A 15822-nucleotide genomic window follows, 5' to 3' on the forward strand; every position below is an offset into this window, starting at 1 on the left:
CCTGGCGACCGCCCGGGCCCCGGCGCCTTCCGCCACGCACCACACACGTATTGACCAGGCCACTCACCACACACGTATTCACCGAACCGCTCACCACACACGTACCTACCGAGCAAGGAACACGCATGACCCCGACCGACACGGCCACGGCCCTTCCGGCACGGCAGACGCTGCCCGCCGAGGAGCGCCACGCCACCGAACTCGCCTTCCTCGCCGCCCACGACACGGGCCCCCGCCCACCGGGCTGGCGGCTGACACCGCGCGCCGTCATCACCTTCGTGTGCGGCAGCGGCGGCGAGCCCCTCGTACTGCCCGGGCGCCACGACACGCTGCCCGACAAGCTCGTCGTCACCCCCAAGTTCGTCGGCGAACGTGCCCTGGTGGAGCGGTGTGTCGTCACCCTCGCCGGAGAGCGCGGACTCCTGCTGGTCGGTGAGCCGGGCACGGCCAAGTCCATGCTCTCCGAGCTGCTGTCCGCGGCCGTCTGCGGCACCAGCGCGCTGACCGTCCAGGGCACCGCGGGCACCACCGAGGACGCCTTGCGCTACGGGTGGAACTACGCCCTGCTGCTCGCCCAGGGGCCGACGCCGACGGCGCTGGTCGACTCCCCGGTGCTGGCCGCCATGCGCGCCGGGCAGGTGGCCCGCGTCGAGGAGATCACGCGCTGTCTTCCCGAGGTCCAGGACGCCCTGGTGTCGATCCTGTCCGACCGGCGGATGAGCGTGCCCGAACTGGCCGGCACCGAGGACGCCCAGGTCGCGGCCACCCCCGGGTTCACCGTCATCGCCACCGCCAACCTCCGCGACCGCGGTGTCTCGGAGATGTCCGCCGCGCTCAAGCGCCGCTTCAACTTCGAGACCGTGCACCCGATCGCCGACGTCGAGGCCGAGACCGCGCTCGTACGGCGGCAGGCGGTCGCGGCCGTCGAGCGGGCCGGTGCCGCCTTCGGCGTCGACGACGCGGTCCTGGACGTGCTGGTCACCGTCTTCCGTGACCTCCGGGCCGGCCGGTCCGTGGAGGGCTGGGACGTGGAGCGGCCCGGCACGGTCATGTCGACGGCCGAGGCGGTGCAGGTCGCGGTCTCCCTCGGAGTGGCCGCCGCCTACCTTCCCGGGGCCGACACCCTCGACCTGGTCCCCGGTCACCTGCTGGGCGTCGTCCGCAAGGACGACCCCGCCGACCACGCGCGGCTGCTCGGCTACTGGGACGGTCCGGTGCGCCGCCGCGCCGAGGACGGTTCCGCGGTGTGGCGTCGGCTCTGGGACCTGCGGGAGAACCTCCGGTGACGTACCCCCAGGATCCACGGGCGGCCGTCACCGCCCTCGCCGGCTCCGAGGCTCCGTACCTGCTGGGCGTACGGCACCACAGCCCGGCGCTCGCCGCCGCGGTGCCCGCCCTGCTCGACGCGTGCGGGGCGGAGGTCGTGTGCGTGGAACTGCCCGCAGACTTCCAGGCGTGGCTGCCCCATCTGGCCGCGCCCGGCACCGTCGCGCCGGTCGCGCTCGCCGGGGCGGGTGGGAACGGCCGGCTCGGCTTCTATCCGTTCGCCGACTTCTCCCCCGAGCTGGCCGCGGTCCGCTGGGCACGGGACCGCGGGGCGGACGTCGTGTGCTGCGACCTGCCGATGTCCGATCCCCTGTGGACCGCGGAGGGTCCCCTCCCGTCGGGTGACACCCGGACCGCGGTCGCCGAGGAGGCGCCGGTGGGTGCGTCCGTCTCCTTCGGGAACGCTCTCGCCGCGTCCGGGACCGGCCGTGACGGCGACGATCTGTGGGACCGCTGTGTGGAGGTCCTCGCCCCGGGATCCACCCCCGAGGCGATCCGCCGCGCCGCGCTCGGTGTCGGCTGGGCACTGCGCAGCGACGCCGAGGCCTCGGGCGGCGCACCGGTGCTGGACCTGGCCCGTGAGGCCCACATGCGCGAGACGATCGCCCGCGCCGCCGATGACGGGCGCCGGGTCGCGGCCGTCGTCGGCGCGTTCCACGCCCCGGCGCTGACGGCGACCGCCGCCGCGCCCGGCACGGGTCCGGGTGTCGCCGACGAGGGGGCGGCGCCGCTCGACCGCACTGCCGGAACGAAGGATCCGGAGGTCGTCACCTCCCTCGTCCCCTACGCCTTCGATCTGCTGGACTCCCGCTCCGGCTATCCGGCCGGCATCCGGGACCCGCGCTGGCAGCAGGCGGTGTTCCGGGCCGGCGGCGACCCCGAGCGGGTGCGGGACGCGGCCGCCCGAGCGGTCACCGACGTGTGCCGGGAACTGCGAGCGGCCGGGCACCCCGCCGGAACGGGCGAGGCCGCCGAGACCCTGCGGATGGCGGGCGACCTCGCGCGCGTGCGCGGACTCGCGGCACCCGGGCGGGGCGAGGTCGTCGAGGCGCTGACGAGCGTGATGGGCCAGGGCGAACCGCTCGGACGCGGCCGGGCCCTCGCGCGGGCGCTCGAAGTGGTCCTGGTCGGCACCGAGCGGGGCCGGATCGCACCGGGCACACCCCGTTCCGGGCTCGGCCCCTACGTGGAGGCGGAGGTCGCCGCGCTGCGGCTGCCCGGCCCCGACGACCACGCGGCGCGCGAGGTGCGGCTCGATCCGCTCCGCTCCGCCCTCGACGGCCGCCGCGAAGTCCTGCTCCAGCGCCTCGCCGTGTGCGGCGCGGGCTACGGCGAGACCGTGGCGGTGGCCGGTACGGGCGACGCGGCCGCGCTGACGACCCGCTGGCGGGTGTCATGGACACCGGCCGTCCCCGTACGGCTGGACCTGGCCGGGATGCGGGGCGTGACCCCTGCCCTGGCCGCCGAGGGCACCCTGCGGGAGACCTTCCGCAGGGAGTCCGCGGACGGCGGGCCCACCTGCGCCCATGTCCTCGCGGCACTCGGCGCCGCCGCCCGCTGCGATCTGCCCTCGCTGGTGTCGGAGCGGCTCGCCGACGCCGCCGCGCTGTTCCCCGCGACGGCCACCCTGCCCGAGCTCCTGGCCGCACTCGATCTGCTGGAGGCTCTGTGCCGCGGCCATCTGCCCGGCACCGGCCCGGACACCCGGCAGGCCGCCGCCGGACTGGCCACCGATCTGCTGGAGTCGGCGGTCCGCACCCTGCCCGGACTGGCGGGCAGCGACCGGCCGGAGGACACGGCCGCACTCGTCGAACTGGCCTCACGGGCCGGTGAACACCGCCTCGGACTGCGGATGGACGACGCCCTCGGCACCCTCGCCCGCACCGGCTCACCACTCGTCCAGGGCGCCGCGCTGGCCGCCCGGGTGCTGCTCGACCTCGACGACGCCACCGTCCTCGGCGCGCGTACAGCGGGCTGGATCGACACGGCCACCGGCCCTGAGGCGCGGCATGCCCTTGGCCGCCGTCTCGGCGGGCTGCTCGGCGGCGCGGCCGCGCTCCTCCAGTCGGCACCGACGGCACTCGACCCGCTTCTCGACCGCGTCGACACCCTCACCGACCAGGACTTCCTCGACCGGCTGCCCGCCCTGCGCGCGGGCTTCGACACGCTCACCCCCGCAGGCCGCGACCGGCTCCTGCACACGGTCACCGAGCGGCTCGGTGACCGACTCGACCTGTCGCTCACCGCCTCGCCGCGACTCCTGGCGCTGTGGACGGCCGCGGACGCCGCGGGGCGCGCGGCCCTGCGCGCGCTGGACCTGCCCACGGGTACGGACGCCGCTCAAGCGGGGGACCCCGGGATCCGCGCGGTCCCCGGCCGGCCCGAGGCGGCCGGACGTCCCGCGTCCGCACCCTCCGCACCGGCGCACTCGGCGGCCACAGCCGCCGGCACCGCACCGTCCGCCGCGCTCCGGATCACTCCCACCGACCGCTGGCGGCTGCTGCTCGGCCGGGAGACCGACAAGCTCCCGCAGCACGCCCGCCGCTACGCGCACGCGCTCGACGAGCTGTACGGCACCGGCCGCGGTGAAGGCTCCGCCGACCTCGGCCGGGAGGGCGTTCCCCCGGGCCAGGGCGGTGGCCGTGAGGCGTCCTTCCCCACGGCCCGCGACTGGGCCGAGGAACTGGAGGCGCTGTTCGGAGCACAGGTCCGGGAGGAGGTGCTGGCCCGCGCCGCCGACCAGGGCCGCAGCGACGTACTGGCCGAACTCGACCCCGCCGCGGTCCGCCCGTCGGTCGATCTGCTGACCTCGGTGCTGTCCCTCGCGGGCGGGATGCCCGAGAAGCAACTGGCCGGCCTGCGCCCCCTCGTACGGCGTCTGGTCGATGAACTGGCCAAGGAACTCGCGACCCGGATGCGCCCGGCCCTCACCGGGCTGGCGACACCTCGCCCCACCAGGCGGCCCGGCGGCCGGCTCGACCTGCCCCGCACCCTGCGGGCGAACCTCGCCCACGCACGCCGCACGGACGACGGACGAACCGTGGTGGTGCCGGAGCGGCCGGTGTTCAGCACCCGCTCGCGCAAGGAGGCCGACTGGCGCCTGATCCTCGTGGTCGACGTGTCCGGGTCGATGGAGGCCTCCGTCATCTGGTCGGCCCTGACGGCGGCCGTCCTGGGCGGCGTCCCCACCCTGTCCACACACTTCCTCGCGTTCTCGACGGACGTGATCGACCTGACGGACCGGGTCGACGACCCGCTCTCGCTGCTCCTGGAGGTACGGGTCGGCGGCGGCACCCACATCGCGGCCGGGCTCAGCCACGCCCGTTCCCTGGTCACGGTGCCCAGCCGGACGCTCGTGGTCGTGGTGAGCGACTTCGAGGAGGGCTACCCGCTGGGCGGCCTCCTCGGTGAGGTACGGGCCCTGGCGAGCTCCGGGGTGCATCTGATGGGATGCGCCGCCCTGGACGACACCGGCACCCCGCGCTACTCGGTGCCCGTCGCGCAGCAACTCGTCGCGGCCGGCATGCCCGTCGCCGCGCTCAGTCCCCTCGCCCTCGCCCGCTGGGTGGGCGACCGTCTCCGCGGAGATACCCGATGAACGCCGAACTGCCCCCGGTGGCGCCCGATGTGGTCGCCTCCGCCGTGGAGGGCCTGACGAGCAGGCTGCGCAAGAAGCTGGACGCCGCGATCGTGTCGTACGCGGCCCTGCCGGTCCTCGCCGACGGCACGGTCCGGCGCGTGCGGTGCGGTGAGGACGCGGAGGTCGCTCTCACCCCGGGCGCGTCCGGAGCCGTCACGGACGCGGGTCAGGTGGTGTGCAGTTGTCTGCTCGCCCCCCGGTGCCTGCACAGGGCCGCCGTCCTCGGCGCCTGCCCGCTGGCCGATACGGACGCCGAAGCGGGGACCGCGGACGACAGCGCGCCGCGGGAGGGCTTCGAGACGGTCGCCGACACGGCCCTCGGCGCTACGACCACCGGGGTTCCCGTCGCCCCGCCCGCCGCCGTTCCCGGGGCGGCACCCCTCGCCGTTCCCGGGGCATCGCCCAGCGCAGTTCCCGGGGTGGGGCACACCGCTGCTCCCGCGCCGTCGCCCGCCGCCGCTGCCATCGCGTCGCACGCCGCGGAGGCCGTCGGCACAGGGGCCGTCACCGAGCCCGGGGAGGCCGTCTCCCTCACCGAGGCCCAGCTGGCCGCCGCGTCCGACCTGTGGACGGCGGCCGCCGCGCTGCTCGCCGCCGGGGTGCCCGCCGCGGGCGCGGTCCCCCAGGCCGGGTTGCTGCGGGCCGCGCACACGGCCCGGCTCGCCGGGCTGCACCGCGCCGAGGCAGCCGCGCTGCGGGTCGTACGAGGACTGCGTGGCGCGCGTGCCCGCGATGACGGCCACCGGCTGGCCGACCTCGTCGCGCAGGTACGGGAACTGCTCCTCACCACGGCCCTGTTGGGCGCCGGAACCCCAGGGCCGGCGCTGATCGGCACCGCCCGCCGCGCCTACCGGCCGGGCGGCGGCCTGCGGGTCCACGGGGTCTGCAGCGAGCCGGTGATCGCCGCCACCGGGTACAGCGGGGTCGTCACCCATGTCGTCTCCGACGACGGACGCTGGTTCTCGGTCGCCGACGTCAAGCCCGGTGGACCGGCTCGTGCCCAGGGCGCGGCCACCGCGACCGTGGCGCTCGGCTCGGGAAACCTCGATCACGCCCAGCTCGCCCGTGGGGGGATGCTGATCTCCGGCGCGACGGTGTCCGAGGACGGCCGCCTCGGCTCCGGCAAGGGGGTACGGGCGACTCCGCTCACCGGTGGGTCGTGGGCCTCGGGTCCGCTCGCCGCGCTGTTCACCCGTCCGCTCGCCGAAGCTGTCGCCGAGCGGTTGACCGTGGCGCCCGACGCCGACCCGGAGCGCACCGAGCAGGCCGCGCGCGAGCTGGTCGGCTGCGACCTCGTCCTCGTCGGGGCGGCCGGGGATCACTTGATCGCCCGGGAGCTGCCCCCCGGACGGCCGGGCACCGAGGGCGTCCTGATGCGGCTGGTCCCGGCCAACGGCCACCCCGGCCTCGCCCACACGGCCAACTTCCGTCGGCTCGCTTCCCGGCCGGGGCTGCGGCTGCGGGTCATCGGCCGTCTGGACCCGGAGCGTGCCGCCACGCTCCGCCCGCTGGCCGTCGCCCCGCTGCCGGGGACCGAGGCGACACTGCGGCTGCCCGGGGAGTGGCAGGGCCACGCCGACCTGGGCTACAACCGGCTGGAGGGCGCGCACTTCCCGCCGGCGGATGTCCTGGGGGCCACCACCGTGCCCGCCGTGGACGGCCGGGGCGAGGAAGCGCCGGACCCGCTGGCGCAGGCGCCGCTGTGGCGGCTGCGGCGGCTGGTCGAGGTCGCCGTGTCGGGCGGCCGCAGGGCGGTCGCGGAACCCGCGCGCGACGGCGATCCGCGCGGGGACTGCGCGGCCTTGCGACGGGGTGGTTTCCCTACGGCGGCGGACCTGGCGGCCGGTCTCACGGCGGAGGCAGACCGGCGCACCCGTGACGTCTTCGGCCGCACCGGTGGGTCCGACCCGGACCGCTACGCACGGGCCTGGCTCGCCGCGGCCGTCTATCTGGCGGGCGTCGAACGGGCCTTGGTGCGGGCCACCTGGCAGCCGGGGGCCGCCGGTTCCTGATCAGCCGTTCTGCCGTGGCAGGCGCACCACCTGGACGAAGAAGTCGTCGATCTGGCGGACGGCCGCGATGAACTGGTCCAGATCGACCGGCTTGGTGACATAGGCGTTGGCGTGCAGTTTGTAGCTGCGCAGGATGTCCTCCTCCGCGGCCGAGGTGGTGAGGACGACGACCGGGATGTGGGACAGGGCCGGGTCCGACTTGATCTTCTCCAGGACCTGGCGGCCGTCGTACTTGGGCAGGTTGAGGTCGAGGAGGATCAGGTCGGGCCGTGGTGCGTCGGCGTGGGCGGCGCGCCGGTAGAGGAAGTCGAGTGCCTCCTCGCCGTCGCGGACCACGTGCAGGGTGTTGCCTATCTTGTTGTCCTCGAACGCCTCCCGGGTCATCAGCTCGTCGCCCGGGTCGTCCTCGACGAGGAGGACGTCGATGGGGGTGCCGGCGGGAGTCGTCATATCAGGGCCCTGTTCTCGGTGCTGTCGTGAACGGTGTCCGCCGTGTCGGTGGACGGGATGGTGAAGCAGAAACGCGTGCCGTCGGTGTGGGCCGTGTCGATCCAGATGCGGCCGCCTTGGTGTTCGACGATCTTCTTGCACAGCGCGAGGCCGATACCGGTTCCACCGTAGGCATCGCGGCTGTGCAGCCGCTGGAAGATGACGAAGACCTTGTCCTCGAACTCGCCGGGGATGCCGATTCCGTTGTCGGTGACACAGAAGCGCCAGGCGCCAAAGTCCTCCGGGTCCCGCTCACAGGTGATGCTGATGTGTGGCGGGCGGTCGGGGCGGCGGAACTTGACGGCGTTGCCGACCAGGTTCTGCCAGAGCATCGTGGCCAGGGTCGGATCCCCTACGACCTGGGGCAGTTCGTCCGGCCGGTCGATGCGCGCGCCGCTGTCGGTGACCGAACTCTCCAGATTGGCCAGTGCCTTGCTGAGCGCCTGGTCCAGGTCGACGGGAAGGCGGGCGTCGTTGACACGGCCCACGCGGGAGAAGGTGAGCAGGTCGTTGATGAGGACCTGCATGCGTTTGGCGCCGTCCACGGCGAAGTCGATGTACTGCCGTGCGCGGTCGTCCAGTTGGTCGCCGTAGCGCTTCTCCAGCAGTTGGCAGAACGAGGCCACCTTGCGCAGGGGTTCCTGGAGGTCGTGGGAGGCCACGTAGGCGAACTGTTCGAGTTCGGCGTTGGAGCGGCGGAGCTCCACGGCCTGCGCGTCCAGGTCGGCGGTCTGCCGGGTCAGGATCTCCCGCTGCTCCCGGGAGGAACCCAGCTCGGCGACGATCCGCTGGCGCATGTTCTCGACGTCGCCCGCCACGGCGGTGAGGTCGACGGGCCCGCCACCGGTGATGACATGGTCGAAGTCGCCCTGTGCCACCCGGCGTGTGGCGATCCGCAGGTCGTCCAGCGGGCGTGTCACCAGGAAGCGGATCAGGATCGTCAGCACCACACCGGTCAGCAGGAACACGACGACCATGGCGATGAGCACCGCGTCGCGGACCTTCCGCGAGGACTCCAACTGGTCTTGGCCCTCCTCGACCGCCGTCGCCAGTCCGGCGATCTGCTCGGCCGACGCGCCGCGGATACGGTCGAAGCTCTTCTTGCCGCGTTCCGCGGTCGCGGAGTCGATCGTGCGGGGCTCGCCCGGTGTGATGCCGTCCACGAGGGGTTCGGCGTAGGTGCGCCGCCAGTCGGCCGCCCGCTTCTCGACCGTCTCCAGTTCGCGGAGCAGTCCGGGGCGGTCACCGATGAGGGCGCGCATCCGGGCGACGGCGTGGGCCTCGTCCTTCCGGCCCTGCGCATACGGCTCCAGGAACCGGCGGTCGGCCGCGATGGCGTACCCGCGGATCCCCGTCTCCTGGTTCACCAGGGCCGCCTGGAGCCGGTACGCATCGGTCTGCGCGGGTTCGACGTCCACGAGCAGGTGGTCGGTGACCGAGGCCGTCCGCTGGAGCAGCCCCGCGCCGACCCCCGCGCCCACGACCACCAGCAGCGCCATGAGCGCCAGCACCAGCCTGATCCAGCCCTGTACCGTCAGCCGTCGTCCGGCCCACCGCCCGCCGGCCACGTTCCGTGTCCCGTCCTCGAAGTCACTGTTCTCCCGCACGTTCATCACACCCGTCGGCCCCAGCGCAGATAGAGCACGGCGACGTCGTCGGCCAGGCCACCCTGCGTCTCGGCCAGTGCCTCGGCCCGGTCGATGAGTCCGTCGACGAACGCGGCCGGGGGCAGACCGTCCAGTTCACGGGCCATCGCCAGCAGTCCCTCCTCGCCCAGCCGCTCCGTGCCGCGGCCCACACGCCCCTCGAAGAGGCCGTCGGTGAACAGCACCATCGCCGCGCCCTCGGGGAGCTCCAGTTCCTCGACGGGCCAGCGTGCCCCGCCCGGGATGATGCCGAGCGCCGGGCCGCCCGGGACCTCCACCCACTCGACGCCGCCGGTCCCGCACATCAGCACGCCGTGATGGCCCGCCCGCACCATCCGGACGCGTCGCCGGCCGGGGCCCACGCTGAGGACGACCAGGGTGGCGAAGACCCCGTTCCTGGCCCGCTCGGCCATGAGGATCTCCTCGAGCCGGCCCACCTGGTCGGCACCGGTGACGCCGCTGAGCACGAGGGTGCGCCAGGCGATGCGCAGCGCGACCCCGAGGGCGGCCTCGTCCGGACCGTGTCCCGAGACGTCACCGATCAGGGCGTGCACGGTGCCGTCGGCGCTCTGCACGATGTCGTAGAAGTCCCCGCCCAGCAGCGCGTGCGCGCGGCCGGGCCGGTACCGGGTCACGACCTCCACACCGTCGCCGCGCAGCAGGGGGCGCGGTAGCAGCCCCCGTTCCAGGCGGGCGTTCTCCTGGGCCTGCATCTGGCTGGCCTGCAACGCCACGGCGTCGCGCTCGGCCTGTTTGCGCTGGATCGCGTAGCGGACCGCCCGTCCGAACAGCTCCGGTTCGACCCGGCCCTTGACCAGGTAGTCCTGCGCGCCGGCGGCCACGGCCGCCAGACCGGTTCCCTCCTCGGCGAGTCCGGTCAGGACCACGACGGCGACGTGTTCGGCGCTCTCGCGCACTCTCGACACCGCTTCCAGGCCCTGCGCGTCCGGGAGGTGCAGGTCGAGCAGCACGCAGTCGGGGACCTCGGACGCGAGCACGTCGCAGGCCTCGGCCATCGAGCGCACCCAGCGCAGACGCATACCGAGTGCGCTGTCGGCGACCATCTCCTCCACGAGCAGCGCGTCGCCCGGGTCGTCCTCGACCAGCAGCACCGACGGCTCTTCCGTCCCCCAGGCCGCGGCGCGATCCAGCTCGGGCGAAGCCACGCCGGCAGCCCCGGGCTGCGACGTCATCATTGAATGAACCCCCACACCCGCCACCACTCCGCCGCTTCATGACGGACAACTCAGCGAGCATACTCACGCTCGCGTCGGCGTACGCGGACAGGACTTCTGTTCGCGACGCCGCGTCCGGGCCGGCGTCGGCGACGATGAACGATCTCGCTCCGGGAGGGTGGCCGGAGCCGCGTACGTTTCGGTCCGCTTCCGGCGTATCCGCCCCGTTGGCCGTCGCCGCGACGGAATTCCATTGCCGTGCCGGACGAGAGGGCTCAGACTCGGCGCATGACCGACATGGGGGCGTTCCGGGAGTCAGTCACCGCCTGGGCGGCCGGTGGCCCCGGTGACCTCGCGCGCGAGCTGGCCGCGCGGCTGTCCGTGAGGACGGTCGTTCTGCTCGAAGGGCCGAGCGATCTCGCGGCGGTCGACGCGCTCGCCGCGAGCCGCGGCCGGGATCTGGAGGCCGAAGGGGTCTGTGTCCTGGCGATGAACGGTGCCATGAGCGTGGGGCGCTTCGCCCGCCTCCTCGGCCCCTCGGGTCTGGGCCTGCGTCTCACGGGACTGTGCGACGAGGCGGAACGGGGCTACTACGCCCGCGCCTTGGAGCAGGACGGTCCGGCGGGGAACACGGCGAGGCGACAGGAGTTCTTCGTCTGCGCGGCGGATCTGGAGGACGAGCTCATCCGCGCGCTGGGCGTGTCCCGGGTGGAGGAGCTCGTCCGGGCGGAGGGTGATCTGCGCGCCCTGAGGACCTTCGTTCGTCAGCCGGCACAGCACGGCCGTTCCTCCCAGCGGCAGTTGAGGCGATTTTTCGGGACGAAGAAGGGCCGCAAGATCCACTACGGCCGGGTCCTCGTCGAGGCCCTCTCCCCCGACCACGTACCCGCTCCGCTCGACGACCTGCTCGCCGCGGTGTGAGCGCTCCGGACGGCTCCGGACGGCTCAAAGGCCCCCTTCTTGTCATCGGCTCGGTCACATCGATGTCCGGGTCACCTCGATGTCCGGTCACCTCGATGCCGGTCCGGGGTCACGGAATCGCCCACGCTGTAGGCATGATCCGGCGAACGGGCGATGATTGCCGTCATGGCCTTGTCGACCGCGTTCACGACGTTGTTCGGTGTCGAGCACCCCATCGCCCTGGCTCCCATGGGCGGATCGGCCGGCGGCGAGCTGGCGGCGGCCGTCTCGCGCGGGGGCGGACTCGGCCTGCTCGGCGCCGGCGGGGGAGATCCGGACTGGCTGGCGCGTGAGCTGCCGATCGTGGCGGGGGCCGGGAAGCCGTGGGGCGTGGGGTTCCAGACCTGGGCGGCCGGCGCGGCCGTGATCGAGCAGACGCTGGAGTACGGCCCGGCGGCCGTGATGTTCTCCTTCGGCGATCCGAGCCCGTACACCGAACGGGTCCGCGAGGCCGGCGCGGCCGTGATCATCCAGGTCACCGATCTCGACGAAGCCGGACAGGCCGTGGAACTCGGGGCCGACGTCATCGTGGCGCAGGGCACCGAGAGCGGCGGGCACGGCGGCCGGCACGGGCGGTCGACGCTCCCCTTCGTACCCGTCGTCGTGGACATGGCCGAGGGCGTGCCGGTGCTGGCGGCCGGCGGGATCGCGGACGGCCGGGGTGTCGCGGCCGTCCTGGCCCTGGGCGCCGCCGGGGCGGTCATCGGCACCCGCTTCCAGGCCACGGCGGAGTCCCTCGTCGATCCCGCGACGGCCAAGGCACTCGTGGACGGACGTGGACAGGACACGGAGCGAAACCGCATCCTCGACATCGCGCGGAGTTCCCGATGGCCTTCGAAGTACACGGCCCGCACCCTGGGCCACCCGTACCTCGACCGGTGGCGGGGCCGGGAGACAGAACTCGCGGCGGATCCCGCGGCGGCACACCGTGCCTATCAGGCCGATGTGGCGAGCGGGAACGTGCCCGCACAGCCGGTCTGGGCGGGCGAGGGCATCGACCTCGTGACCGACCTGCCACCCGCGGCCGAGCTTGTCGCCGCCCTGGCATCCGAGGCCGGACAGGCCCTGGCCCGAGCGGGACGCGGCTGACGGAGCGCCGCTCCGGGACCTGACGGTCCGCCATCACTGCCGGGAAGCCTCGGCCTCCTCACGCACCACACCGAGCACGACTTCGCGAAAGACGGGAAGTCGCCCTGACGGAATGTCACCATTGCCCGGGAAACCGTTCGGGCCCGCCCCTCCGACCCCCGTCGACCTCCGGCACAGCGCCACCGCCCGTCCCCTCGGATTCAACTCACCGGCCGTGGAAACCCGTTCCTCGCAACCCACCTCCACTCCCTCGTACGCACACGACCGGCCGAGCCTCGGCGGTACGCCCCGCAGCGCCTCCTGAGACTCGACCGGTCCGGTCTACGGCATCGCCGGAACAGGAGCACGCCCATGCGCCTTTACGCCCAGACCCCAGCGCGCCGGAGCCGACAGGTGGTCGCCGACCTGATCGCCGTGACACTGATCGCGGCCGCGGTGAAGTTCGCCCTGGTGGTGCACCACGCGATCATGTTGCTGGCCGAGCCGGGGCGAAAGGCCCAGAGCGCGGGCGACAGCCTCGCCGGCGGTCTCGACGACGCCGGCGACGCGGCGTCGAAGGTGCCGCTCGTCGGGAGCTCGCTGAAGAAGCCGCTCAGGTCGGCCGCCGACGCCGCTACCGGCCTCTCCGACGCCGGGCAGTCGCTGGAGGACCTGGTGGGCCGCGTGGCCCTGCTGGCCGCGATCGCCCTGATCGTCCTCTCGGTGGCCTTCGTCCTGGTGCTGTGGCTTCCGCCGCGCCTGCGCTGGATCCGGCGCAGCGCCACCACCCGCCGGCTCCTGGACGCCCCCGGAGGCACCGACCTGCTCGCGCTGCGCGCCCTGACCGGACCGCAGCGCGACCTCACGGCGATCCCCAGCCCGCCGGGCGGCCTCGCCGACGCCTGGCGACGCGGAGACCAGCAGGTCATCGCCGACCTGTCGAGCCTGACACTCAGGCGGGCAGGTCTGCGGCCGTGAGCAGGCGGGCCTACGGTTTTAAGCAGGTGGCGGGCACACCGTCGGCTCTCAGCGGTCGGGCGGTGCCTCGAAGCAACCCAACTCCGTTGGGTATCAGGTCAGTTGCTTGTGCATGACGATGCACGGGCGGCCGTACTGGCGGTCGGTGCGACGGTCGATCTCCTCCCATCCCAGAGAACTCCAGAAGGCCAGAGACGCGGGGGTGTTCTCCAGGACCGCCAGCCTGACGCCGGGCCTGCCCTCGCGGCGGTAACGCTCTTCCACCAGGCCTGCCAGGCGCCTTCCGATCCGTTGCCGGTGAAGGCTCCCGTGCACCAGCAGCAGTCCGATCCACGGGTGCCCGTCGGTGGGATGACGGTCGAGCAGACACAGCAGACCGACGATCCGGTGCCCCTCGTCACGGGCGAGCAGGACCTCGCAGCCCTCGGTACCCGCCTCTTCCCGCAGGTCCGCCTCGACCCTGTCGGCCGGAATGCGCTCGGGGTCGTACTCGCCGGCGGCGCGGCAGTACTCCGGATTGCTCGCGTAGAGGCCGACCACCTCGGCGATCTCCTCCGGGGAGAAGCGGAGCGGTGTGAGTGACAGGTATGACATCCAGGCAGGCTAACCAGCCGCGCCGGCCGCCGAGGACCACGGGCACTCGACGGCGGGGCGAACCACCCGGACCTCCGCGAATCGCCCGTACGGCGGGAGCGCCCGAGCGGCCCGTACAGCAGGAGCAGCCCGTACGACAGGGGCGACCCGTACCGCAGGAGCGACCCGTACGGCGGGAGCGGCCTCGTTCCTGGGCCATGGGTCCGTCCGGCCATGCGTCCCGGGCTGCTGTCACGCGGAGACGGCCTCGCTGCCGGCGAGCAGGGAGCGCAGCCGTGCGGTGTCAGGCGTGTCGGCCACGGCCGCGTCGAGAGCGTCGTCCAGGCCCTTCTCCCAGTGCTCCGGCAGGGCGAGTCCGGGCTGTCCCGACCAGCCGGTGTCGGGAACCGCGTGTCCGTTCCGGACGAGACGCAGGTGGACCATGCCGGCGAGCCCGTCGAAGATCCTCGGCCGGATGAAGTTCCGGGCCGACGGCCCGGTCAGCCGGGCCGCCTGGGGCGGCTTGGGCATGCGATCGGCGACCTCCATCCACAGGAGTCCGCGGTCGAACGTGTCCAGCACCTCGTCGAGGCCGGGCAGAGCGGCTTCCTCCGGCTGACCGGCCGGGCCGCCCCGGCGGACGGGTGCCGCCGCGTCCGCCGTCGGGGCCGAGGCGCGCAGCGCCCTGGCGACGGCGACCCGCAGCGGCCGCGACCAGTCCTCGGCGTCGGCGACAGCGCGCGCCATGACGAGATCGTCCCAGCTCATACGAGGCAACTGTGCCGCCCCGCCCGGCAGCAGACGCCTCTCCAGCGCCGCGAACACTCCGTCCACGTCGCGCAGCAGCGTGAGCGCGGTCGGACCGTCCCCGCCGTCGGCTCGGCCGTCGGCGGTCAACTTCTCGATCCGGGCGATCCGTTCGGAATCCGGGGGGTGCGAGTCATAGCGGTGCGGCCTCGGTGGACGCGTCCCGGCGGCGAGAACGGCGAGCCGGTCACCGGGCCGGGCCGCGAGCAGCCGGCGGAATCCGCCGTACACCTCGCCCACCGGAGGCAGGGCTCCGGTCGACGCCCCCATCCCGGCGTAGGTCCTCATGTAGTGGGCGTGGGCGGCGGCGAGGACCGGCAGGGCGCGCAGCATCGCTGCTGTCGCGTCACGGCCCGCGTGTTCGGCGGCCATCCGGTCGGCGGCGAACTCCTGGTCACGGGCGACGGACTGTGAGGTGCGCAGGAACACGTGGGCGTAGCCGACGTACAGACCGCCGATCGCCCGGTGGAGCGAGGTGCTGCCCTCCTGGAACATCTCGACCGTGTGGAGCACCGCTTTCCGGCCGCGCATGGTGAGAGCGCCGAGCCGGCCGTCGCGATGGCTGTAGTGCCCGAACTCGTGGGCGAGGACAGCGCGCAGCCGGGGAACGGTGAGACCGGCGAGCAGGGGCAGGCCCAGGAGCATGCGGCGCCGTCCGGGCAACAGCCCCAGCAGGCGGCTCTGTTCGCCGACCCCCGCGTTCACCTCGTCGACCAGGTACAGCTCGTCCGGCGGCCGCTCCCCCGCCACCTCGGCGGCGGCCCGGACCTGTGCCCACAGCTCCGGCTGGTCGTCCGGGCCGACGGCGACGCCGTGGTCCACCGGTCCGAAGCGTCCGGCGCGGAGGAAGGTGAACATGCCCCGCAGGATCACCACCGCCAGCAGAACGGTGACGGCGATGATCATGCCCTCGAACCGGGCCGCTCTCGCGGTGAGCAGTCGTGTCACCAGGAGCCAGTCCAGCCCCGCCATGGCCGCCAGCAGGACGACGCCCATCAGGAAGAAACCGGCCAGCAGCAGAACGGCGCGCAGCGCGCGCAGACGGAACGTCATCGGAGTCCCCCCACAGAACTCGGCGGCCCGGACGGGCCGCTTTGCTCGCGGATCTTATCCAGTGGCTGAAAACAGCCGTCGGCCGTCCCCCCACG

11 protein-coding genes are annotated in these 15822 nt (G+C 73.7%); 6 read left to right on the plus strand and 5 right to left on the minus strand.

Annotated features, from left to right (window positions below):
* The first annotated feature begins 125 nt into the window (after nt 1-125).
* The 3 genes from ACFYW9_RS21760 to ACFYW9_RS21770 are packed head-to-tail and all read left to right on the plus strand — an operon-like array spanning nt 126 to nt 6978.
* Nucleotides 126-1286: an AAA family ATPase gene (locus ACFYW9_RS21760; protein WP_389152707.1), complete on the plus strand. Its 1161-nt coding sequence runs from the start codon at nt 126-128 to the stop codon at nt 1284-1286.
* Nucleotides 1283-4924, plus strand: a complete 3642-nt coding sequence (locus ACFYW9_RS21765) for a DUF5682 family protein (RefSeq protein ID WP_389152710.1) — start codon at nt 1283-1285, stop codon at nt 4922-4924. The genes ACFYW9_RS21760 and ACFYW9_RS21765 overlap by 4 nt, the downstream gene beginning before the upstream one ends.
* Nucleotides 4921-6978 carry a hypothetical protein gene (locus ACFYW9_RS21770; protein WP_389152713.1) on the plus strand — a complete coding sequence of 686 codons (2058 nt, stop codon included), beginning with the start codon at nt 4921-4923 and terminating at the stop codon, nt 6976-6978. The genes ACFYW9_RS21765 and ACFYW9_RS21770 overlap by 4 nt, the downstream gene beginning before the upstream one ends.
* Here the strand turns inward: ACFYW9_RS21770 and ACFYW9_RS21775 are convergent, their stop codons facing one another.
* From ACFYW9_RS21775 to ACFYW9_RS21785, 3 genes are all read right to left on the minus strand, one after another.
* Nucleotides 6979-7428, minus strand: coding sequence for a response regulator (locus tag ACFYW9_RS21775; protein ID WP_103552443.1), 450 nt, complete (start codon nt 7426-7428; stop codon nt 6979-6981).
* Nucleotides 7425-8966 carry a CHASE3 domain-containing protein gene (locus ACFYW9_RS21780; RefSeq protein ID WP_389153079.1) on the minus strand — a complete coding sequence of 514 codons (1542 nt, stop codon included), beginning with the start codon at nt 8964-8966 and terminating at the stop codon, nt 7425-7427. The genes ACFYW9_RS21775 and ACFYW9_RS21780 overlap by 4 nt, the downstream gene beginning before the upstream one ends.
* A 113-nt stretch (nt 8967-9079) precedes the next feature.
* Entirely contained in the window at nt 9080-10306 is a 1227-nt protein-coding gene (locus ACFYW9_RS21785) for a PP2C family protein-serine/threonine phosphatase (protein ID WP_389152717.1), read from the minus strand.
* Between the two features lie 270 nt (nt 10307-10576).
* On the opposite strand from ACFYW9_RS21785, the gene ACFYW9_RS21790 reads away from it, so the two are divergent.
* From ACFYW9_RS21790 to ACFYW9_RS21800, 3 genes are all read left to right on the plus strand, one after another.
* Nucleotides 10577-11209 carry a TOPRIM nucleotidyl transferase/hydrolase domain-containing protein gene (locus ACFYW9_RS21790; protein ID WP_351863336.1) on the plus strand — a complete coding sequence of 211 codons (633 nt, stop codon included), beginning with the start codon at nt 10577-10579 and terminating at the stop codon, nt 11207-11209.
* Nucleotides 11210-11374: 165 nt separating this feature from the next.
* Nucleotides 11375-12337, plus strand: coding sequence for an NAD(P)H-dependent flavin oxidoreductase (locus tag ACFYW9_RS21795; protein ID WP_389152721.1), 963 nt, complete (start codon nt 11375-11377; stop codon nt 12335-12337).
* Nucleotides 12338-12688: 351 nt separating this feature from the next.
* Nucleotides 12689-13294: a hypothetical protein gene (locus ACFYW9_RS21800; RefSeq protein ID WP_389152724.1), complete on the plus strand. Its 606-nt coding sequence runs from the start codon at nt 12689-12691 to the stop codon at nt 13292-13294.
* 93 nt (nt 13295-13387) lie between these two features.
* Here ACFYW9_RS21800 and ACFYW9_RS21805 read toward each other — a convergent pair whose 3' ends face one another.
* Nucleotides 13388-13888 (minus strand): GNAT family N-acetyltransferase, encoded by a 501-nt coding sequence (locus tag ACFYW9_RS21805; protein WP_389152727.1) that lies wholly within the window; start codon nt 13886-13888, stop codon nt 13388-13390.
* A gap of 231 nt (nt 13889-14119) precedes the next feature.
* Nucleotides 14120-15727, minus strand: a complete 1608-nt coding sequence (locus tag ACFYW9_RS21810) for a M48 family metalloprotease (protein WP_389152730.1) — start codon at nt 15725-15727, stop codon at nt 14120-14122.
* Nucleotides 15728-15822 lie beyond the last annotated feature (95 nt).

The organism is Streptomyces sp. NPDC002698 (assembly GCF_042888945.1).
In the GTDB taxonomy this organism is placed as follows: domain Bacteria; phylum Actinomycetota; class Actinomycetes; order Streptomycetales; family Streptomycetaceae; genus Streptomyces.

Excerpts from the sequence above, each read along its gene's own strand:
- ACFYW9_RS21775 (WP_103552443.1), bottom strand. The coding sequence starts at position 7,428 with ATGACGACTCCCGCCGGCACCCCCATCGACGTCCTCCTCGTCGAGGAC.
- ACFYW9_RS21810 (WP_389152730.1), bottom strand. The coding sequence starts at position 15,727 with ATGACGTTCCGTCTGCGCGCGCTGCGCGCCGTTCTGCTGCTGGCCGGT.
- ACFYW9_RS21795 (WP_389152721.1), top strand. The coding sequence starts at position 11,375 with ATGGCCTTGTCGACCGCGTTCACGACGTTGTTCGGTGTCGAGCACCCC.
- ACFYW9_RS21790 (WP_351863336.1), top strand. The coding sequence starts at position 10,577 with ATGACCGACATGGGGGCGTTCCGGGAGTCAGTCACCGCCTGGGCGGCC.
- ACFYW9_RS21805 (WP_389152727.1), bottom strand. The coding sequence starts at position 13,888 with ATGTCATACCTGTCACTCACACCGCTCCGCTTCTCCCCGGAGGAGATC.
- ACFYW9_RS21770 (WP_389152713.1), top strand. The coding sequence starts at position 4,921 with ATGAACGCCGAACTGCCCCCGGTGGCGCCCGATGTGGTCGCCTCCGCC.
- ACFYW9_RS21760 (WP_389152707.1), top strand. The coding sequence starts at position 126 with ATGACCCCGACCGACACGGCCACGGCCCTTCCGGCACGGCAGACGCTG.
- ACFYW9_RS21780 (WP_389153079.1), bottom strand. The coding sequence starts at position 8,966 with ATGGCGCTGCTGGTGGTCGTGGGCGCGGGGGTCGGCGCGGGGCTGCTC.
- ACFYW9_RS21800 (WP_389152724.1), top strand. The coding sequence starts at position 12,689 with ATGCGCCTTTACGCCCAGACCCCAGCGCGCCGGAGCCGACAGGTGGTC.
- ACFYW9_RS21785 (WP_389152717.1), bottom strand. The coding sequence starts at position 10,306 with ATGACGTCGCAGCCCGGGGCTGCCGGCGTGGCTTCGCCCGAGCTGGAT.